At 71.8% G+C, this 20,390-nt stretch carries 19 protein-coding genes and 1 pseudogene; 17 read left to right on the top strand and 3 right to left on the bottom strand.

The features are described 5' to 3' along the window. Positions 1 to 3: 3 nt before the first annotated feature. From AC5P1C_RS22835 to AC5P1C_RS22825, 3 genes and pseudogenes are all read left to right on the top strand, one after another. Positions 4 to 150: pseudogene (locus AC5P1C_RS22835) on the top strand (ATP-dependent DNA ligase); the annotation flags it as partial. Between the two features lie 301 nt (positions 151 to 451). Further along, positions 452 to 2,245 (top strand): hydroxysqualene dehydroxylase, encoded by a 1,794-nt coding sequence (locus tag AC5P1C_RS22830; protein WP_493867756.1) that lies wholly within the window; start codon positions 452 to 454, stop codon positions 2,243 to 2,245. A gap of 95 nt (positions 2,246 to 2,340) precedes the next feature. Further along, positions 2,341 to 3,258 (top strand): DUF3048 domain-containing protein, encoded by a 918-nt coding sequence (locus tag AC5P1C_RS22825; RefSeq protein WP_493867755.1) that lies wholly within the window; start codon positions 2,341 to 2,343, stop codon positions 3,256 to 3,258. Position 3,259: 1 nt separating this feature from the next. On the opposite strand, the gene AC5P1C_RS22820 is transcribed toward AC5P1C_RS22825, so the two are convergent. Next, complete coding sequence (locus AC5P1C_RS22820) at positions 3,260 to 3,727, bottom strand: MarR family winged helix-turn-helix transcriptional regulator (protein ID WP_493867833.1); 468 nt, start codon at positions 3,725 to 3,727, stop codon at positions 3,260 to 3,262. 168 nt (positions 3,728 to 3,895) lie between these two features. Between AC5P1C_RS22820 and AC5P1C_RS22815 the strand changes: the two genes are divergently transcribed. From AC5P1C_RS22815 to AC5P1C_RS22780, 8 genes are all read left to right on the top strand, one after another. Continuing rightward, positions 3,896 to 4,678 (top strand): CoA transferase subunit A, encoded by a 783-nt coding sequence (locus AC5P1C_RS22815; RefSeq protein WP_493867754.1) that lies wholly within the window; start codon positions 3,896 to 3,898, stop codon positions 4,676 to 4,678. Next, positions 4,678 to 5,322, top strand: coding sequence for a CoA transferase subunit B (locus tag AC5P1C_RS22810; RefSeq protein WP_493867753.1), 645 nt, complete (start codon positions 4,678 to 4,680; stop codon positions 5,320 to 5,322). Before AC5P1C_RS22815 ends, AC5P1C_RS22810 begins: the two co-directional genes overlap by 1 nt. After that, a complete protein-coding gene (locus AC5P1C_RS22805) occupies positions 5,319 to 6,521 on the top strand; it encodes a thiolase family protein (protein WP_493867752.1) in 1,203 nt (400 codons plus the stop codon). Before AC5P1C_RS22810 ends, AC5P1C_RS22805 begins: the two co-directional genes overlap by 4 nt. Before the next feature lie 61 nt (positions 6,522 to 6,582). Next, positions 6,583 to 7,353 carry a protocatechuate 3,4-dioxygenase subunit beta gene (gene pcaH, locus AC5P1C_RS22800; RefSeq protein WP_493867751.1) on the top strand — a complete coding sequence of 257 codons (771 nt, stop codon included), beginning with the start codon at positions 6,583 to 6,585 and terminating at the stop codon, positions 7,351 to 7,353. Continuing rightward, positions 7,353 to 7,907, top strand: a complete 555-nt coding sequence (gene pcaG / locus AC5P1C_RS22795; RefSeq protein ID WP_493867750.1) for a protocatechuate 3,4-dioxygenase subunit alpha — start codon at positions 7,353 to 7,355, stop codon at positions 7,905 to 7,907. Before pcaH ends, pcaG begins: the two co-directional genes overlap by 1 nt. Before the next feature lie 32 nt (positions 7,908 to 7,939). After that, complete coding sequence (pcaB, locus tag AC5P1C_RS22790; protein WP_493867749.1) at positions 7,940 to 9,295, top strand: 3-carboxy-cis,cis-muconate cycloisomerase; 1,356 nt, start codon at positions 7,940 to 7,942, stop codon at positions 9,293 to 9,295. Beyond that, positions 9,292 to 10,419 carry a bifunctional 3-oxoadipate enol-lactonase/4-carboxymuconolactone decarboxylase PcaDC gene (gene pcaDC, locus AC5P1C_RS22785; RefSeq protein ID WP_493867748.1) on the top strand — a complete coding sequence of 376 codons (1,128 nt, stop codon included), beginning with the start codon at positions 9,292 to 9,294 and terminating at the stop codon, positions 10,417 to 10,419. The genes pcaB and pcaDC overlap by 4 nt, the downstream gene beginning before the upstream one ends. 83 nt (positions 10,420 to 10,502) lie before the next feature. Beyond that, entirely contained in the window at positions 10,503 to 12,257 is a 1,755-nt protein-coding gene (locus tag AC5P1C_RS22780) for a serine/threonine-protein kinase (RefSeq protein ID WP_493867747.1), read from the top strand. Positions 12,258 to 12,314: 57 nt separating this feature from the next. Here AC5P1C_RS22780 and AC5P1C_RS22775 read toward each other — a convergent pair whose 3' ends face one another. Then, positions 12,315 to 13,331: an alpha/beta fold hydrolase gene (locus AC5P1C_RS22775; protein WP_493867746.1), complete on the bottom strand. Its 1,017-nt coding sequence runs from the start codon at positions 13,329 to 13,331 to the stop codon at positions 12,315 to 12,317. A gap of 261 nt (positions 13,332 to 13,592) precedes the next feature. Here AC5P1C_RS22775 and AC5P1C_RS22770 point away from each other — a divergent pair, with 261 nt between their 5' ends. Together AC5P1C_RS22770 and AC5P1C_RS22765 are read left to right on the top strand one after the other, a co-directional pair. Next, positions 13,593 to 13,967 carry a hypothetical protein gene (locus AC5P1C_RS22770; protein ID WP_493867745.1) on the top strand — a complete coding sequence of 125 codons (375 nt, stop codon included), beginning with the start codon at positions 13,593 to 13,595 and terminating at the stop codon, positions 13,965 to 13,967. 121 nt (positions 13,968 to 14,088) lie between these two features. Next, on the top strand, positions 14,089 to 15,591 hold the full coding sequence (locus tag AC5P1C_RS22765; RefSeq protein WP_493867744.1) for a SulP family inorganic anion transporter: 1,503 nt from the start codon (positions 14,089 to 14,091) through the stop codon (positions 15,589 to 15,591). Between the two features lie 136 nt (positions 15,592 to 15,727). Here the strand turns inward: AC5P1C_RS22765 and AC5P1C_RS22760 are convergent, their stop codons facing one another. Continuing rightward, positions 15,728 to 16,660 (bottom strand): SDR family oxidoreductase, encoded by a 933-nt coding sequence (locus tag AC5P1C_RS22760; protein ID WP_493867743.1) that lies wholly within the window; start codon positions 16,658 to 16,660, stop codon positions 15,728 to 15,730. Positions 16,661 to 16,809: 149 nt separating this feature from the next. Between AC5P1C_RS22760 and AC5P1C_RS22755 the strand changes: the two genes are divergently transcribed. The 4 genes from AC5P1C_RS22755 to AC5P1C_RS22740 are packed head-to-tail and all read left to right on the top strand — an operon-like array spanning position 16,810 to position 20,292. Continuing rightward, entirely contained in the window at positions 16,810 to 17,577 is a 768-nt protein-coding gene (locus AC5P1C_RS22755; protein WP_493867742.1) for an enoyl-CoA hydratase family protein, read from the top strand. Further along, entirely contained in the window at positions 17,574 to 18,437 is an 864-nt protein-coding gene (locus AC5P1C_RS22750) for a CoA transferase subunit A (protein WP_493867741.1), read from the top strand. Before AC5P1C_RS22755 ends, AC5P1C_RS22750 begins: the two co-directional genes overlap by 4 nt. Further along, entirely contained in the window at positions 18,434 to 19,234 is an 801-nt protein-coding gene (locus AC5P1C_RS22745; RefSeq protein ID WP_493867740.1) for a CoA-transferase subunit beta, read from the top strand. The genes AC5P1C_RS22750 and AC5P1C_RS22745 overlap by 4 nt, the downstream gene beginning before the upstream one ends. Beyond that, positions 19,231 to 20,292: an NAD(P)H-dependent flavin oxidoreductase gene (locus AC5P1C_RS22740; protein WP_493867739.1), complete on the top strand. Its 1,062-nt coding sequence runs from the start codon at positions 19,231 to 19,233 to the stop codon at positions 20,290 to 20,292. Before AC5P1C_RS22745 ends, AC5P1C_RS22740 begins: the two co-directional genes overlap by 4 nt. The last annotated feature ends 98 nt before the right edge of the window (positions 20,293 to 20,390 follow it).

The raw sequence follows: 20,390 nt of genomic DNA, 5'->3' as shown, positions 1-20,390 counted from the left end.
GCGGTGGCGTACGACCACATGGAGAACGGGCAGCGCTTCCGGCACACGGCACGGTTCCGCACCTGGCGACCGGACCGTACCCCTGACAGCTGTACGTTCGCCCAGCTGGAGGAGCCGGTCCGGTACGACCTGGCGGACGTGCTGCGCTAGCGCCGGCCGGCGTACCGGCGCGCGGGACGGGACAGTCCGCGCCGCGCACGGTGGGCTGTTCGCGGTCGGTGATGTCGAGGATCACTGGGAACCGGCTGCCGTCGCCGAACCTCTGATGCGCGGTGAACACCGCATCGCTCTACCGGGAACTGCCGGACGGCGCTGAACCACCCGTGCCCCCTGGGGAACGCATTCTCGCCAATGTTCGGGCCCGCGCCCGCACGCCGCTTCCACGTCACGGACACCGACCGTAAGCTCCTGCGCCTGATGCGGGAGTTACCTACGGTAAGGGGGCCGGTTCATGGGGTGCTCGGGAGCTGCGGGCAGTACGAGACGGACGTTCGTCGCGGGGGCCGCCGCGGCGGGCGGCGCGGTGGCGCTGGGCGCGGGAGCGCTGCCGGCGGCGGCCGACGACCGCGCCCCGCAGGCGGATCCGGCGCTGCGGAACGTGGCCGTGCTCGGCGGTGGCGTCGCGGGCCTGACCGCCGCCCATGAGCTGGCCGAGCGCGGTTTCGCCGTCACGGTCTACGAACGCAGGGCGCTTGGCGGCAAGGCCCGCAGCATGGACGTACCGAACAGCGCGAAGGGCAACCGCAGGCCGCTGCCCGGCGAGCACGGTTTCCGCTTCATCCCGGGGATCTACCACAACCTCCCGGACACGATGCGCCGCATCCCCTTCCCCGGGAACGCGAACGGCGTCTGGGACAACCTGGCCGCTCCGCGCGAGATGTCGTTCGCGCGCACCGGGCGCGAGGACATCCGGATGCCGATCCCGTGGCCGGGCAGCGAGCCGGAGAAGCTCACCCTGGACGACATCGCGCGGGCGCTCACCGCGCTCCTGGACACCGCCTTCAACCTGCCCGCGCACGAGGCCGCGTACTTCGTGAACCGCGCACTGGTCTTCCTCACCAGCTGCGACGAACGCCGCGACGACACCTGGGAGTCGACGCCCTGGTGGGAGTTCGTGCGCGCCGCGGAGATGTCGAAGGACTACCAGCGCATCCTCGCGATCGGCGTGACCCGCAACATCGTCGCCACCAAGGCCGAGGAGGCGAGCACCCGCACCGTCGGCACGCTCGGCGAGGCCTTCGTCTTCAACGTGCTGGGCCAGGGCGCGGACGGCCCGCCCGACCGACTGCTCAACGCGCCGACGAACGAGGCGTGGATCGACCCGTGGGTGACCCATCTGAAGTCGCTCGGCGTGGAGTTCCGCGTCGGCTGGGACGTGCGTCAACTGGGGTTCGCGGACGGGCACATCACGAAGGCCGTCGTCGAGGATCCGGACGGCGTACGCCGTGACGTCACCGCCGACCACTACGTCCAGGCCATGCCGGTGGAGCACGCGCGCAGGACGTGGAGCGCGGAACTGAAGGCGGCAGACCCGCAGTTGGGTCGCTGCGACAAGCTGGAGACGGACTGGATGACGGGCATCCAGTTCTATCTGACGGAGCGTCCGCCGGTGGTGAAGGGCCACTTCAACCTCATCGACTCGCCCTGGTCGCTCACCGGCATCGCGCAGGCGGGCCACTGGCCGGACCGTGACTTTCCCGCGGACTACGGAGACGGCGTCGCGGTCGACTGCCTCTCCGTGGACATCTCCGAGTGGGACAAGCCGGGGATCCTCTACGGCAAGACGGCCAAGGAGTGTACGCGCGACGAGGTCGCCAAGGAGGTGTGGGCGCAGCTCAAGGCCGCGCTCAACGACACCGGCAAGGTCGTCCTGAGCGACGGCAAACTGCACTCGTGGTTCCTGGACCCGGGTGTCGACGGCATCGGGACGCCGAACCCGACCAACGAGGACGAGCTCCTCATCCATCCGGTCGGCACCCTCCACAACCGCCCGTCGGCCACCACGAAGATCCCCAACCTCTATCTGGCGGGCGACTACGTGGCCGTGCCGATCGACCTAGCGACGATGGAGGGTGCCAACACGTCGGCACGACAGGCGGTGAACGCCATCCTGAAGCGGGTCGGCTCGGACGCCGCACCGTGCACGGTGACCCCCTTGTTCCGCGCCCCCGCGATCGAGCTCCTCAAGCGCCACGACCGCACCCGCTACCGGCTCGGCCTGCGCAACGCCCTCGATCTGGGCTGAGGGGCCGCGGAACGGGAGAGCGGGGGCGTACGGGGTAGGAAGTCCGTATGGGAACGGGAGCGGGAACGCGATCGCGGGTACGGACACGACGCGCCATGGTGGCGGCGGTGGCGGCCGCCGTCACCATGGGCCTGGCGCCCGGCTGCACCCTGAGCGACACGAGTGGGGCCGACGGGAAAGCACCCGGCGGCGACGATGGACGCGTACTCGCCGTGAAGATCGACAACGTACGACCGGCACGCCCGCAGACGGGCCTGGAAGCGGCCGACGTCGTGTACGCGGAGCAGGTCGAGGCGGGCCTGAGCCGCCTGATGGCGGTGTACGCGGGACGACTGCCGCCCGTGATCGGACCGGTACGGAGCGCTCGGGAGACGGATCTTGATCTGCTCCGGCAGTTCGACGATCCGGTTCTCGCGTTCTCCGGGGCACAGTCGAAGCTCCTCCCGCTGATCTCGGCGGCTCCCCTGCGACCGCTGTCCCCGGGCAAGGCGCCGGGCGACGCCTACTTCCGCGGCGGCGGCAAGGTGGCTCCGCACAACCTCTTCGTACGCCCCGAAGCGCTGAACGCGGATCCGCGCGAGTCGGGCCTGGAGAGCACGGGCTTCAGCTTCGGCCCGCGCCCGAAGGGCGGCACCCCGGAACACGAGCGCACCGTGCGCTTCCCCGCGGCGCGCTTCACCTTCAGCTGGTCGGCCGAGCAGGATCGCTGGCTGGTCTCCATGGACGGCGAGCAGGCCCGCACCACCGCGGGCAAGACCCTGGCCGCGTCGACGGTCGTCGTGCAGTACGTGAAGGTGCGCGAGTCCCGCTTCCACGACCGCTCGGGCAACAACACGCCGTTCACCGAGACCGTCGGCTCGGGGAAGGCGCGGGTCCTGCGGGACGGCCGGGCCTACGAGGCGCGCTGGGAGCGCCCGTCCCCGGAGGACGGCACGGAGTTCACGACGGCGGACGGCGGGGAGCAACTGCCGTTCGCGAAGGGCCAGGTGTGGGTGGTGTACGCGAAGGCCTGAGTCAGGTCCTGCCGGTGGCGAGGGGCTCTGCGGGATTGCGCAGCCCCTCCGCCGCTTCCGAGACCCGCTGGATCAGGTCGAAGAACACGGTCTGCTCGTCCGCCGAGAGCGGCCCGAGGAAGACCTGGTTCATCCGGGCCGTCCGCACGGTCAGTTTGCGGTGCGTGCGCCTGCCCTCGTCCGTGAGGTGCAGGAGATACCGGCGGCCGTCCTGCGGGTCGCGCACCTTGTCGAGCAGTTCGCGCCGGATGAGGCGGCTGATGACCTCGGCGATGGTGGACCGGTCGAGGCCGACCCGCTCGCCGACGGTGCGCTGGTCGAGGCCGGGCTCGGCCACGAGCGCGTTCAGGACGGCGAACTGGGGCGAGGTGATCTCCTCGGAGACCATCGTGTTCCACAGCAGATAGTGCGCCTGCTGCAGACGCCGGGCCAGGTGCCCGGGGTGGGTGGTCAGGTCCACCGCGGCCATGAGGTCCTCCACGAGATTTCCGTAGGTGCACTGAACAGTAGGCGCCACAGTACTCGCCCTTGACGGCCCAGGGAACGAGTGGCAGCGTAAGTTCCATCTCGTAGAAATAGTCAGTGCCCTGATTAATTGGCAGGGCATCGACGGCCTGGAAGAGATGGGGCTCGACGGATGGACAAGGTGGTGGCCTCGGCCGCCGACGCGGTGGCCGAGGTGCCGGACGGCGCGTCGCTCGCGGTGGGCGGTTTCGGCTTGAGCGGTGTGCCCGGCGTGCTGATCGGGGCGCTGTACGAGGCCGGGGTTTCGGGCCTGCGGGTGGTGTCCAACAACTGCGGGGCGATGGAGTCGGGGCTCGCGGTGCTGCTCTCGGCGGGCCGGATCGCGCGGGTGACCGGGTCGTATATCGGGGCGAACAAGGAGTTCGCCCGTCAGTATCTGGGCGGTGAGCTGGAGGTCGAGATGATCCCGCAGGGCACGCTCGCCGAGCGGCTGCGGGCCGGGGGGTGCGGGATTCCCGCGTTCTACACGCCCGCCGGGGTGGGCACGCAGGTCGCCGACGGCGGCCTTCCGTGGCGCTACGACGGCTCGGGCGGGGTGGCGCTCGCGTCACCGGCCAAGGAGGTGCGGGAGTTCGACGGGCAGGAGTACGTCCTGGAGCGCGGCATCCGCACCGACTTCGCGCTGGTGCGGGCCGCCCGGGGTGACCGGCACGGGAACCTCGTGTTCAACAAGTCCACCCGCAACTTCAACCCCCTGGCCGCGATGGCCGGGCGGGTCACGATCGCCGAGGTGGAGGAGCTCGTCGAGCCGGGCGACATCGACCCCGACGCGGTACACCTGCCGGGGATCTACGTCCAGCGGGTCGTCGAACTGACCCCGGAGCAGGCGGCGGACAAGGGCATCGAGCGGCGCACGATATCCGCGCCTCCGGCACGGGGGACGGTGAACAGCTGATGGCCTGGACCCGTGAGCAGATGGCGGCCCGCGCCGCCCGCGAACTGCGCGACGGTCAGTACGTGAACCTGGGCATCGGGCTGCCCACGCTGATCCCCAACCACCTCCCCGAGGGCGTTGAGGTGGTCCTGGAGTCCGAGAACGGCATCCTGGGCGTGGGCCCGTATCCCACGGACGCCGAGGTGGACCCGGATCTGATCAACGCGGGCAAGGAGACGGTCACCGTCCTGCCCGGCGCCTCCTACTTCGACTCCGCGCTCTCCTTCGGGATGATCCGCGGCGGGCACATCGATGTCGCGGTGCTCGGCGCCATGCAGGTGTCCGCGCGCGGGGACCTGGCCAACTGGGCGATCCCCGGCAAGATGATCACCGGGATCGGCGGGGCGATGGACCTGGTGCACGGGGCGCGCACGGTGATCGTGGCGATGTCGCACACCGCCAAGGACGGCTCCCCGAAGATCCTCCAGGAGTGTGTGCTGCCGCTGACCGGCCGGGCCTGCGTGAACCGGATCATCACCGACCTCGGCGTCCTGGACGTCACCGAAACCGGCCTGGAACTCGTCGAGTTGGCCCCGGGGGTCACCGCGGACGAGATCGTCTCCAAGACCGCCGCCGAGGTGCACACGTCGGAGGCCATGTCATGAGGGACGTCTACATCGTCGACGCGGTCCGTACGCCCTTCGGCAAGTACAACGGGGGGCTCGCGGGGGTCCGCCCCGACGACCTCGGCGCCCACGCCATCCGTGAACTCCTCGCCCGTACACCGGACTTGGACCCCTCCCGGATCGGCGACGTCTACTTCGGCAACGCGAACGGCGCGGGCGAGGAGAACCGCAACGTCGGCCGCATGGCAGCCCTGCTCGCGGGATTGCCCGTGACGGTGCCGGGCGTGACCGTCAACCGGCTGTGCGCCTCCGGGCTCGAAGCCGTCATCCAGGCCGCGCGAGCCATCGCCTGCGGAGACCTCCACATCGCCCTGGCCGGCGGAGTGGAGTCGATGACCCGCGCCCCCTACGTCCTGCCCAAGAACGACAAGCCGTTCCCCGCCGGGCACACCGAGCTGTACTCCACCACCCTGGGCTGGCGCATGGTCAACCCGAAGATGGACCCACAGTGGACGATCCCGCTGGGCGAGAGCGCCGAACTCATCGCGGACAAGCACGGCATCACCCGCGAGCAGCAGGACGCCTACGCCCTGGCATCACACCGCAAGGCGGCCCAGGCCTGGACGGACGGCCGCTTCGACGCGGAGGTCGCACCGCTCGCCGTACCGCAGCGCAAGGGCGAGCCCGTCCTCGCCGAGCGCGACGAATGCGTACGCCCCGACGCCTCCCCGCAAGCGATGGCCACGCTCAAGCCGTCCTTCCGCACCACGGAGGGCACGGTCACGCCCGGCAACGCGTCGCCGCTCAACGACGGCGCCGCCGCGCTGCTCCTGGTCGACGAGGAGGGCCTGAAGGCGACGGGCCGCGAGCCGCTCGCCCGCGTGTCGGCGTCCGCCGTCTCCGCGACCGAACCGCACTACTTCGGTCTCGCCCCGGTCGAGGCCGTCGACCGGGCGCTCGCGAAGGCGGGCAGGTCCTTCGGTGATCTGAGCACGCTGGAGCTCAACGAGGCTTTCGCGGCACAGGTGTTGGGGTGCGTCGCCGAATGGCCGGACCTCGACCCGGCCGTCCTGAACCCCCTCGGCGGCGCCATCGCGCTGGGCCACCCCCTCGGCGCCTCGGGCGCCCGCCTGGCCGGGACCGTCGCCCGTCAACTGGCCCGCAAAGGCACAGGAGTCGGCGTCGCCACCCTCTGCATCGGCGTCGGTCAGGGCCTGGCCCTGGTCCTCGAACGCTGAGCCGCCCCGTTCCGCCCTCACCGACCACCAGCAGCACGCCGTACCCACGGAGCCGAGAGACATGACCCTCACCGAACCCCTGCCCGACGGGCTGAGCCAGCAGGAGATAGACGCGGAGGTCGCCAGGGCGCAGGCGTCGCCCGCGCCCGCCGACCACCCGCCGCGCGACTATCCCCCGTACCGCAGCAGCCACTTCCGCCACCCCAAGCAGTCCCTGATCCCGCTGCGCGACCCGGAGGCCGTGGAGCTGAGCGGTCCCGCGTTCGGCGTCACCGACATCACGGCGCTCGATCGCGACCTGACGCGCCAGCATCTGGGCGAGCCGCTCGGCGAGCGGATCACCGTGGCCGGCCGCGTCCTGGACCGCGAAGGGCGGCCCGTGCGCGGCCAGTTGGTCGAGCTGTGGCAGGCCAACGCGTCCGGCAGGTACGCCCACCAGCTCGACCAGCACCCGGCGCCGCTCGACCCGAACTTCACGGGCTTCGGCCGCTGCCTGACCGACGACGAGGGAACGTACTCCTTCACGACGATCAAGCCGGGCGCGTACCCGTGGCGCAACCACGTCAACGCGTGGCGCCCCGCGCACATCCACTTCTCGCTCTTCGGCACGGCGTTCACGCAGCGCCTGGTGACGCAGATGTACTTCCCGGGCGACCCGCTGTTCGCCCACGACCCGGTGCTGCGCTCGGTCACCGACGAGTCCGCGCGAGCGCGCCTCGTCTCCGCCTACGACCACGATCTCTCCACCCCCGAGTGGTCGCTCGGCTACCGCTGGGACATCGTCCTCGACGGCCCCTCCGCGACGCTCTTCGAGGAAGGCGACAACCACTGATGTCGTACGCCCCGACTCCCTCCCAGACGGTCGGCCCGTTCTACGGCTACGCGCTGCCCTTCCCGCGCGGCGGCGAGGTCGCGCCGACCGGCCACCCGGACACGATCACCCTGCACGGGTACGTGTACGACGGCGCGGGGAACCCCGTCCCCGACGCCCTCATCGAGACCTGGCAGCCCGCGCCCGACGGCTCACGGACAGGCTCACCGGGATCGCTGCGGCACGACCCGGTGACGGGCGAGGTCATCGGCCGCGACGGTCTCGTCTTCACGGGCTTCGGCCGCGTCCCGACGGACGCGGACGGCCACTGGACGGTCCGTACTCTCCCGCCGGGCGGGGTCTCGTACATCGCGGTCGCCGTCTTCGCGCGCGGTCTGCTCCACCACCTGTACACGCGCGCCTACCTGGTCGACGAGCCCGGCGACACCCTCCTCGGCTCGCTCGACCCGGCGCGGCGCGCGACGCTGATCACCCGCCCCGGGGCGAGCCACACGTACCGTTTCGACATCCGCCTTCAGGGCGAGGGCGAAACGGTGTTCCTGGAGTTCCAGTGAGTCTTCTTCCCCCCGGTCATGAAGGTACCGACGTGGGCCTGCTCGCTCCCGGGCGAGCGGGCTCCCCCGCCGATGCCGCGACGGACGACACCGCCTTCCTCCAGGCGATGCTGGACGCGGAGGCAGCACTGACGCGGGCCCAGGCGACGGTGGGGCTGGCCCCGGCGGAGGCTGCGGAGGCGGTGACCGAAGCGGCCCGCGCCGACCGCTTCGACGTACGCGACATCGCGCTCCGCGCACGGGCCGGCGGCAATCCGGTGATCCCGCTGGTCGCGGACCTGACGGCGGCGGTGCCTGCGGAGGCGGCGCCCTACGTCCACCGGGGCGCGACGAGCCAGGACATCATGGACTCGGCGACGATGCTCGTCGCACGGCACACGCTGGACCTGATCCTGACGGACCTGACCCGTGCAGAGACAGCGCTCGCCCGCCTGGCGGCGGAACACCGGGACACGGTGATGCCGGGCCGCACTCTGACCCAGCACGCGGTCCCGACGACGTTCGGCCTCAAGGCGGCGGGCTGGCGCGCACTGGCGCTCGACGCCCGGGACAGACTGAGGACGGTACGGGCCACGCTTCCGGCTCAACTGGGGGGCGCGGCAGGCACGTTGGCGGCCTTCGGGGCGTACGCAGGCGAATCGCCGTCAGTGGCGGTCCCGGATGCGGGCGGGCCCGGGGAAGGGCTCGTCGCGGCCTACGCCCGTCAGCTCCGGCTGGCCGAGCCCGTCCTGCCCTGGCACACCCTCCGCACTCCCGTCGCCGACCTGGGCGCGGCCCTCGCCTTCACCGCGGGAGCCCTCGGCAAGGTGGCCGTGGACGTCCTCACCCTCACCCGTACCGAGCTCGCCGAACTCACCGAGGGCGCGGGGGGCGGCTCGTCCGCCATGCCGCACAAGGCGAACCCCGTCCGCTCCACCCTCATCGCGTCCGCCGCCCGCCGCGCCCCCGCCCTCGCGGCGGCGCTCCACGCGTCGATGGCCGCCGAGGACGAGCGCCCGGCAGGCGCCTGGCACGCGGAGTGGGAACCCCTCCGTGACCTGCTCCGCACGGTCGGCGGCGCGAGCCACCAGGCGGTGGAGCTCGCCGAGAACCTCCGGGTCCACCCGGACGCGATGCGCGAACACCTCGGCCTCACCCACGGGTTGATCGTCTCCGAGCGCCTCACGGCCGAGCTGACACCCCTCCTGGGCCGGGCCCGCGCGAAGGAGCTCCTCACATCGGCGGCCCGCCGCACCCTCGACGAGGGCACGTCCCTCGCGGACGTCCTCTCGGAGGTCCTCGCCGAGGAGCCCGGCCTCGCGGCCGTCGACCTCACCGAACTCACCGACCCCGCCCGTTACACCGGCTCCGCCGGAGCCCTCACGGACCGAGCCCTGGAGCGACGATGACCGGCGAACTGCCGCACCACACCACCGAGGGCGCCCCGACCGCGCCCCCTCTCCTGCTCGGCCCCTCGCTCGGCACCTCCACCGCCCTGTGGGACGCCGTGGCGCCCGAACTCTCCACCACCCACCGGGTCCTGCGCTGGGACCTGCCTGGCCACGGCACGTCCCCCGCCGCCCTCATCGGCCCGGGAGCCACCGTCGCGGACCTGGCATCGCTCGTCCTCGCGCTCGCCGATTCCCTGGGCATCGAGCGCTTCGCGTACGCGGGCGTCTCTCTCGGCGGCGCCGTCGGCCTGCACCTGGCCGCGCACCACCCGGAGCGGGTGGAGAGCCTCGCCGTGATCTGCTCGTCGGCGCACTTCGGCGGCAGCGCACGCTGGGCGGAGCGCGCGGCACTCGTGCGCCGCGAGGGCCTCGCCGACCTCGCACAGAGCGCGCCCGGCCGGTGGTTCACGCCCGGGTTCACGGTCCCCGGCCTGGTGGACGACCACCGGAACACCGACCCCGACGCGTACGCCGCGTGCTGCGATGCGCTGGCGGCGTACGACATCAGGGAGTCGCTGGCGACGATCACCGCGCCCACGCTCGTCGTCGCGGGCCGCGAGGACCCTGCGACGCCGCCCGCCCACGCCCGCGAGATCGCCGACGCCGTGCCGGGCGCATCCCTCACGGAGCTTGCGGGCGCCTCGCATCTGGCGCCCGCCGAGCGCCCGGAGGCCGTGACCGCCGCCCTGCGCACGCACCTGACGGGCGCCGCCGCGAGCGGAATGGCGGTCCGGCGGGCGGTCCTGGGTGACGCGCACGTGGACCGTGCGCAAGGGAACACCACGCCCTTCACGGCCCGCTTCCAGGACTTCATCTCCCGCTACGCCTGGGGCGAGATCTGGACCGACCCCACCCTCGCGCACCGCGAACGCAGCATGATCACCATGACCGCCCTGGTCGCACACGGGCACTACGACGAGCTGGCCATGCACGTCCGGGCGGCCCGCCGCATTGGCCTCACCCCCGAGGAGATCGGCGCGGTACTGCTCCAGACGGCGGTCTACTGCGGTGTTCCCGCGGCCAATTCGGCGTTCGCGGTGGCACAGCGGGTCCTCGCGGAGCGCGCGGAGGAGGAGCGGTAGGGCCGGGCTCAGGAGGGCGGTCTCCAGGCACCCTTTAGGCTGCTGCTGATCAGGGGATCTGGGGAGCAGGGGGACGAGGGCCGATGAACGACGTGCCTGAGGTGTTCAAGCCATTGCAGGCGGACGATCCGCCCGTGGTGGCCGGATACCGTCTCGCCGCCCGGCTCGGCGCCGGTGGCATGGGCCGGGTCTACCTGTCGCACACGCAGGGCGGGCGCCCTCTCGCGATCAAGGTGGTACGTCCGGAACTGGCCGACGACCCGGCCTTCCGGCGGCGGTTCGGCCGGGAGATCAAGGCGGCCCAGCGGGTCCGCGGCGCGTACACGGCCGAGCTGATCGATGCCGACGCGAACGGCGCACCGCCCTGGCTGGCCACGCTGTACGTACCCGGCCCCTCCCTGTCGGACGCCGTCGCCCGGCGTGGTCCGCTGCCGGTGCCCGCGGTCCTCTGGCTCATGGCGGGGGTGGCCGAGGCACTGCAGGCCATCCATGCCGCGGGCATCGTGCACCGGGACCTGAAGCCGTCGAACGTGCTGCTGGCCTCGGACGGGCCGCGCGTCATCGATTTCGGCATCTCGCTGACCTCCGGCGCCACGTCCGCGTACACGGCCACGGGTTCCGTCGTCGGCACGCCCCAGTTCATGGCGCCCGAGCAGGCGTCCGTGGGCGAGGTCACGGCGGCCACCGACGTCTTCGCGCTCGGCCAGACAGCCGCGTTCGCGGCGCTGGGCGAACCGCTGTACGGGGACGGTCCCTCGGTCAGCGTGCTGTACCGGATCGTGCACTCGCAGCCCGATCTGTCCCTGCTGCCCGCGCAGCTCCGGCCGTTGTTCGCCCGGTGCCTGGCCGCGGATCCGGCGGAGCGGGCGACTCTGGCGGAGATCGTCGACTGGTGCCGGCAGCGACTCGGCGGGGACGCCGACGCGGGCGGAGGGCCCGCCGTCTGGCGCGAGGTCACGGGCCCGGAGGTGGCGGTTCCGGCTCCGGTCCCGCACCCCACCCCGGTCCATCAGTTGCAGCAGGTCCATCAGACGCATCAGGTGCCTCCGGTGCCTCCCGTGAACACGGCGCACACTGTGCCGTTGTTCGCGCCACCGCAGTCGCAACCCGCGGGGCCTCAGGCGCGGCGGCGGACCCGCCGAAGACGCGTCGCGCTCATCACGGCCGGTGTGACGGCGGGCGCGCTGCTGCTCGCGGGCCTGACGTGGACGGTCATGGACGTGACGGACCGGCTCCGCGAGCGCGACGGGTCCTCGCGGTCCGGTGCGGAGGCGTCCGGACGGTCGTCGGGGTCCACGTCGGGATCCGGGACGACCTCGGGCTCCGGGACCGGTGAGAAGTCGGGGACCGGTGAGAGTTCAGAGTCCGGTGGGACCTCACGGACGGCCGGTGACAAGAGCGGCGACAAGAGCGGCCGGGCTCCGGATGTGTCACGCCCCTCCTCGACGGCGTCCACGCAGCCGCGAGCCGTCGCGTACCCCCAGCAGTGGCTGGACGAGAAGAACTCACTGAGCCTCAAGGAGCCGGTCAGCCGCAAGGACCGCAAGGGCGACATCCGCTTCGTCTGCGGGGACAGCTGCGCGCTGGAGAGCGACAAGAGCGTGATCACCATGCTGTACGGCAAACCGGGGGCCACCCTCGATTCCTGCCGTCTCCTCCTCAAGGGCGCCGACAGTCACAACCTCCCGCTGGCAGCGGCCGCGGCCGGCAGCGAGATCTGCGTGAAGTCCCCCTCCGGAGACATCGCGCTGCTCGTGGTCCAGGTGAAGTCGACCGCGCTGCCGAAGGGCGGGTTCAGCTTCCTGACCGCGGACATGACGGTCTGGCGCAAGCCCTAGGCGCAAGCCCTGGGCGCCCGCTGGGGCGCCCAGGGGTGGCGCACCCATGTGGTGCACCTATGTGGCGCTCCGCTCGCTCGCCTCTCGATACCGCCGCTCCATCTCGTCGACGTACGCGTCGTCGCCCGGCGGCCCCGCCCGCAGCAGGCGCCACCACTGGTCGATGCTCCAATTGGCCGGTTCCGTCGCCCCGATGAACTCCTCCAGGAGCGCGAGGAAGCGCACGGGATCGGCGTGAAAGGGGAAGTGCCCGGCCCCCGGGAAGATTTCGAGGCGGCTGCCGGGCATCGCCTCGTGCGCGGTGAACGCGTGGTCGACCGACAGGACGCCGTCGCGGTCGCCCCAGACCAGGAGCGTGGGCATGCCCTGGGCGAGGTAGCAGCGGTCCAGCATGGTGACCACCTGGCCGCGCCAGTCGACGACGGACCGCAGCGTGCGGATGAACGCGGCCCGCGCCCACACGTCCGGCAGCGCGTCGACCAGGCCCAGCAACTCCGGCGCGTCCTGCCCGAGACCGGTGTCGAGCAGCCGGAGCAGCGCGACGACCGCCCGCACCGGCAGATCGGCACCGGGCAGCCCGAGCAGGGAGAGCAGCAGCGCGGCGCCGGGCAGGGAGACGCCCCGCAGCACTGGGGTGACCTGGGGGCCGACGCCTCCCGTGCTCACCAGGACGAGCCGGTCGACGCGCTCGGGGAACTGGTAGGCGAACTGCATCGCCACTCCGCCGCCGAACGAGTGCCCGACGAGGGTGACCCGCTCGATGCCGAGCGCGCCGAGCAGGTCCCGCACTCCATTGGCGTACGCGGCCACCGAGTAATCGGCCCGCGGCTTCTCGGAAGCGCCGTGACCGAGCAGGTCAGGGGCGATGACCAGGTGGGTACGCGCGAGTTGGGGGATCAGCGGGGACCAGGTCGCCGAAGAGTCGCCGATGCCGTGGATCAGCAGGATCGCTGGTCCCTCACCCGCTGTGCGGTACGCGCGCCGGTAGCCGTGCACGGTGCGGAACCGCAGGGCGGCCCCGCTCTCGTCACCGGTGGGGAGTCCCCTGGGCTGGAAGGGCAGGATCCGCGCCATGGGCCGGAGTGTAGGTGGGCGGTTCGGTGGGGTGGTTTCGGTGGGGTTTCGGGTGGCGCAATACGGGCGTACCGCGGCAGAGCCATGCCGGCGCGCAGTACACACCCCAAAACACCCGGCCCGCGCAAACGCGCCACGTACGCGTGATCGAAGGGTGGCTATCGCGCCATGTGAGCGTCCGGTCACACAGGTGACACAACTGGCGGGTTAAGTTACTTGGTGACCATGCGAGTTACGCAGCCACGTGAGGACTTTGCCACCGTGACGGGAGCCGTAGTGCGCGGGCGGGTGCTGCCCGCGGCGCTGCTCGCCGTGCTCCTGGTTGTCGTCCAGTGCTTCGCCCACGGGGTCAACGAGCCCGCGTACGGCACGGAATCGCGCACTCCGCCTGCCACCGCGCCGTACGCGCAGTGCGGCGACGACACACACCCCGGAGAGACCTCCGAACGCTTCCGGGCCCGCGGTCGCCCGAACTGCCGCGACCTCGCTCCCGACACGACCCCACCCCTCCAGGCCCGCACGGTCTCCACCGTGGACGACGGCACGCGCGTGTACCGCCCCGTCACCGTCGCCCACCGCGAGTCGAGACCAGCCGGCCGCGAACTACCCGCCCTGCTGCAGGTCTTCCGCTGCTGATCGGCCCATCCGGCTCGGCCGTGCCGTCAGGCCCGCACGCCTGACGCGTCCGTCGGCCGGACCCGAACACCGGTCCACGTCACACCGATGCGCCCCCCACGGCGCTCAGGAGTCAACCGACATGCAGCCTTCCCCTGCCTCCCTGCCCGATCGCGCCCGCTCACTGTTCAGGGCGCCCGCTGACGCGCGGCACGACGTCGCCGCCTCCGTAGTCGTCTTCCTCGTCGCCCTGCCCTTGTGCCTGGGCGTGGCCGTCGCCTCCGGGGTGCCCGCCGAACTCGGCCTGATCACCGGCATCGTCGGCGGTCTCGTCACCGGTCTGCTGCCCGGCAGCAGCCTCCAGGTCAGCGGTCCCGCCGCCGGACTCACCGTCCTCGTCTACGAAGCCGTGCGGGAGTACGGTCTCGCGGCGCTCGGCGCCCTCGTGCTCGCCGCCGGGCTTCTCCAGCTGGGCATGGGCGCAATGCGGCTCGGCCGTTTCTTCCGCGCCATCTCCGTGGCCGTCGTCGAAGGCATGCTCGCCGGGATCGGGCTCGTCCTGATCGCCGGGCAGTTGTACGCCATGGCGGACCGGGAAGCCCCCGCGAGCGGCCTCGACAAGATCGCCGGGCTGCCGGGGATGCTCATCGGCGTGGTCGGCTCGGAGCGTGCGCTGACCGCCTGCGGGCTCGGCCTGGGCACCATCGCCGTGCTCGTCCTCTGGCACAGGCTCCCCGCGAAGGTCCGCGTCGTGCCCGCGCCGCTCGCCGCCGTGGCGCTCGCCTCGGGTGCCACGCTGCTCTTCTCGCTTCCGGTGGCCACGGTCGAGGTGCAGGGGCTCATCGAGGCGGTGCGGATGCCGGACGCCGCCGCCTTCGGTGATCTGCTGAGTCTCGGCGCCGTCGGCACCGTCCTCGCGTTCGCCCTGATCGCGTCGGCGGAGAGCCTGTTCAGCGCGGCCGCGGTGGACCGGCTGCACGATGGTCCGCGTACGTCGTACAACAAGGAGCTCATGGCGCAGGGCGCGGGCAACACCGTGTGCGGGCTGCTCGGCGCCCTGCCGATGACTGCCGTCATCGTCCGCAGTTCGGCCAACGTGCGGGCGGGCGCGCGGACGAAGGCGTCCCGCGTCCTGCACGGCGTCTGGCTGCTCCTCTTCGCGGCCCTGCTGCCCAACGCGCTCGGCCTGATCCCGGTCGCGGCGCTCGCGGGTGTCCTCGTGCACGCGGGCTGCAAGCTCGTCCCCGTGCGGCAGTTGGCGGTGCTGTGGCGCGAACACCGCGGTGAGGCGGTCGTCCTGGTCGTCACGGCGGGGGCGATCGTCACAGTCAGCATGTTCGAGGGCGTCCTCATCGGTCTCGTCCTCGCGGTGATAAAGACCGCGTGGGAGACGTCGCACGTGCAGGTGGAGGTCGTCGACAAGGGTGCGGGCCCGATCCGCGTCCTCTTGTCGGGCAACGCCACCTTCCTACGCCTCCCCAAGATGCTCGACGCGCTCGAGGCACTGCCCCAGGACCGCCCGATCGAGCTCGACCTCGCGGGGCTGCGCCACCTGGACCACGCATGCCGTACGTCGCTGGAGAACTGGGCGGAGCGGCACAGCGCGGAAGGCACGGAACCGGTGCGGGTGGCGTCCGGGGTCTGACGGCCGCCTGCATGCCGCAGAACGGGCTCCAATGGAGCCTCGGGAGCGCGTCCTGAGGGTCTGTGAAGCCTCGGGAGCGCATCCTGAGGCTCTGTTGAAGCCTCTGGAGCCCGTCCGGCGGCCACTTCGTCACGCCCTACCTGAGGCCGTAGACCGGCTGCGGTGCCTCCGCGCCGGCCAGCAGCTGCATCGCCGCGTCACCCGCCTCCGCCGGGGTCCAGCGCGCCCCCTTGTCGGCCGTCGGCCCCCGACGCCAGCCCTCCATGACGGTGATGCGTCCCGCTTCGGCCTCGAAGACACGGCCGGTGACACCGGCGGAGGCCTCGGAGCCGAGCCACACCACGACCGGCGACACGTTCTCCGGAGCCATCGCGTCGAAGCCTGCGTCCTCAGGGGCAGCCATGGTGTCCGCGAAGGTCTGCTCCGTCATGCGCGTCCGCGCGGCGGGCGCGATCGCGTTGACCCGCACTCCGTACGAGCCGAATTCGGCGGATGCGACCATGGTGAGCCCGAGGATCCCGGCTTTGGCCGCGCTGTAGTTGCCCTGCCCGACGCTGCCCAACAGCCCCGCGCCGGAGCTGGTGTTGACCACGCACGCGTGCCTGGCACGGCCTGCCTTCGCCTCGCCGCGCCAGTAGCCTGCCGCGTGCTTGAGCGGCAGGAAGTGCCCCTTCAGATGGACGCGCATCACAGCGTCCCAGTCGTCCTCCTCGAGGTTGACCAGCATCCGGTCCCGCAGGAATCCCGCGTTGTTGACGAGGGTGTCGAGGTGCCCGTACGTGTCGAGGGCGGCCCTCACCAGAGAGGCGGCGCCCTCGGGCGTGGCGATGTCGCCGCCGTGCGCGACGGCTTCGCCGCCCGCCGCGCGGATCTCGTCGACGACGTCATGCGCGGGCCCACCCGACGCCCCGGAGCCGTCGGGCCCCACACCGAGGTCGTTGACGACGAGCTTGGCGCCCGCGGCTGCGTACGCGCGCGCGTGCGCACGGCCGAGGCCGCGGCCGGCGCCCGTGACGATCACGACGCGTCCGTCACAGATTCCTGCGCCCGGCTTCTTGGCTGAGGTCATGCGGCACTCCTCGGTGATGCGGAACTGGCGGGAAACGTTTCGTGGTTGGCGGGACGACCACCACCTGTCGGGTGTCAGTCATCGCTGCTACCTTTCCAACTAACAAATGTTTGGTTGAAGGGCTTGGTCGAAAGGTAGCGGATCCTCTGATGTCTGTCTCCACCTCCACCCCGGACAAGGGCGTGGCCGTCGTCACCGTCGACTTCCCGCCCGTGAACGCCCTGCCCGTGCAGGGGTGGTTCGACCTCGCGGCCGCGGTGCGCGCGGCGGGCCGCGATCCCGGGACGCGCTGCGTCGTCCTGACCGCCGAGGGCCGCGGTTTCAACGCGGGCGTGGACATCAAGGAGATGCAGCGCGACAGCGGCCACAGCGCGCTGATTGGTGCCAACCGCGGGTGCTATGAGGCGTTTTCGGCGGTGTACGAGTGCGAGGTCCCGGTCGTGGCCGCGGTGAACGGCTTCTGCCTGGGCGGCGGCATCGGCCTGGTGGGCAACGCGGACGCGATCGTGGCGAGCGAGGACGCGACGTTCGGCCTGCCCGAACTGGACCGGGGCGCGCTCGGCGCCGCCACGCACCTCGCCCGCCTCGTGCCGCAGCACTTGATGCGCGCCCTGTACTACACCTCGCGCACGGCCACCGCGGCCGAACTGCATGCGCACGGCTCCGTGTGGCGGGTCGTGCCGCGCGCGGAACTGTTCGATGCGGCGATGGAGTTGGCGCGCGAGATCGCTCAGAAGGACGGGACTCTGCTGCGGTTCGCCAAGGCCGCGATCAACGGCATCGACCCGGTCGACGTGCACCGCAGTTACCGCTTCGAGCAGGGCTTCACCTTCGAGGCGAATTTGAGCGGCCTGGCCGATCGCGTCCGCGAGGGCTTCGGAACAGGCTCCGGAAAGAAGGAGGAGGGCAGGGCATGACGGACAAGACCATGACGCCCGACGCGATCGTGGGGCGTCTGCGGAGCGGGATGACCCTCGGCATCGGCGGCTGGGGGTCGCGCCGCAAGCCGATGGCGCTGGTTCGGGCGCTGCTGCGGTCCGATGTCACGGACCTCACGGTCGTTTCGTACGGCGGCCCGGACGTCGGCCTGCTCGCCGCGGCGGGCAAGATCCGCAAGCTGGTCACGGCGTTCACGACCCTGGACTCGATCCCGCTGGAGCCGCACTTCCGTGCGGCACGCGAGCGTGGCGCCTTCGAACTGGTCGAGCTGGACGAGGCGATGATGATGCAGGGCCTGACGGCCGGCGCGCAGCGGCTGCCGTTCCTGCCGATCCGCGCGGGCCTCGGCTCGGACGTCCTGCGGGTCAACCCCCAGCTGCGTACGGTCACTTCGCCGTACGAGGACGCGGAGGAACTGGTCGCCGCGCCCGCCCTGCGGATGGACGCGGCGCTGGTCCACCTGAACCGCGCCGACCGCCTGGGCAACGCCCAGTATCTGGGCCCTGACCCGTACTTCGACGACCTGTTCTGCGAGGCGGCCGACACGGCGTACGTGTCGTGCGAGCGGATCGTCGGGTCGAGCGAGCTCACCGAGAAGGCGGCACCGCAGACGATGCTGGTGTCCCGGCACGCGGTGACGGGTGTGACCGAGACGCCCAAGGGCGCGCACTTCACGTCGTGCGCGCCGGACTACGCCCGCGACGAGCTCTTCCAGAAGGCGTACGTCACCGCCGCCGGCGTCCCGGAGGCCTGGAAGGAGTTCGAGGAGCGCTTCCTCAGCGGTACGGAAGAGGCCTACCAATCGGCCGTCCAGACCTGGCACAAGGAGCAGCGATGACGCAGACCGACCCGAAGGCGGCGTCCGGAGCACCCGGGACCACGTCCGCCGTCACCCGCGCCGAGTACTGCGTGATCGCATGTGCCGAGGCCTGGCGGGACGCGGGCGAGATCCTGGCGTCGCCGATGGGCACGGTCCCGGCGATCGGCGCCCGCCTGGCCAAGCTGACCTTCTCTCCGGACCTGCTGCTCACGGACGGGGAGGCGCTGCTGGTCGGCGACGTGCCCGCCGTGGGGGCGCCGTCAGCGGTGACGGAGGGCTGGTTGCCGTACCGCAAACACTTGACGATGGCCATGGGCGGCAGGCGTCACGTCATGATGGGCGCGAGCCAGATCGACCGCTTCGGGAACCAGAACATCTCCTGCATCGGCGACTGGGAGCGACCCAAGCGCCAGTTGCTCGGGGTCCGCGGCGCCCCGGTCAACACCCTCAACAATCCGGTGAGTTACTGGATCCCCCGGCACTCGAAGCGGGTCTTCGTCGAGAAGGTCGACATGATCAGCGGGGTCGGCTACGACAGCGCCGCGGCGGCCGGTCCTTCCGCGACGCGCTTCCACGACCTGCGCCGGGTCGTGTCGGACCTCGGCGTCTTCGACTTCGGGGCGGCCGACCACGCGATGCGCCTCATCTCGGTGCATCCGGGCGTGACGGTAGAGCAGGTGCGCGAGGCGACCGGCTTCACGCTCGCGGAGGCGGAGGACGTGCCGCACACCCGCGAGCCGACCGCGGAGGAACTGCGGCTGATCCGGGACGTGGTGGACCCGCGCGGTCTGCGCGAGCGCGAGGTGCGCTCGTGACGTCGGCCCCCGCGGGCATGGAGACGGCGCTGACCAAGCTGGTCGGCGTCCGGTACCCGATCGTGCAGACCGGCATGGGCTGGGTGGCGGGCCCCCGCCTGGTCTCCGCGACGGCGAACGCGGGCGCCCTGGGCATCCTGGCCTCCGCGACGATGACCGTTGACCAGCTGCGCTCGGCCGTCCGGGAGGTCAAGTCCCGTACGGACGAGCCCTTCGGGGTCAACCTCCGTGCGGACGCGGGCGACGCGCGCGAGCGGGTGCGGGTCATCGTCGACGAGGGCGTGCGGGTCGCGTCCTTCGCGCTCGCCCCCTCCCAGGAGCTGATCGCGGAGCTGAAGGATGCCGGGGTGGTCGTCATCCCGTCCATCGGCGCGCGGCGTCATGCGGAGAAGGTCGCGGCGTGGGGCGCGGACGCCGTCGTCGTACAGGGCGGCGAGGGCGGCGGGCACACGGGTGAAGTCGCAACGACCGTGCTGCTGCCGCAGGTCGTGGACGCGGTGGACATTCCGGTGATCGCGGCGGGCGGCTTCTTCGACGGGCGCGGCCTCGTCGCCGCGCTCGCTTATGGCGCGGCGGGGGTCGCGATGGGCACCCGCTTCCTTCTGACATCGGACTCGACGGTGCCGGACGCGGTCAAGGCACGCTATCTGGCCGCCTCGGTCAAGGACATCACGGTGACCACACGGGTGGACGGCCTCCCCCATCGGATGCTGCGCACGGATCTGGTCGCTTCCCTGGAGAGCTCGGGCCGGGCGACTTCCCTCGCACGGGCCGTACGGCACGCGGCGGCGTTCCGGAAGTTGTCAGGGATGGGCTGGGGGGAAATGGTCCGGGACGGACTCGCGATGCGGCACGGCAAGGGCATGACATGGAGTCAGGTGCTGCTGGCGGCGAACACGCCGATGATGCTGAAGTCGGCGATGGTGGACGGGGTGCCGGAGACGGGAGCCATGGCTTCGGGCCAAGTGGCGGGGGTGATCGACGACTTGCCGTCGTGTGCGGAGCTGGTGGAGCGGGTCATGGGGGAGGCGCGGGAGGTGGTGGGACGGTTGGGCTGAGGCACGCCGGGCCGGGGGCTGGGGCGTGGGCGGCTCGCGTGGGGGCCGGAGCGTGGGCGGCTCGCGCGGAAGCCGAGGGCGTGGGCGGCTCGTGTCGG

The sequence above is a fragment of the Streptomyces sp. A18 genome (assembly GCF_059026065.1).
This window is presented reverse-complemented; position numbering and strand designations above follow the sequence as displayed.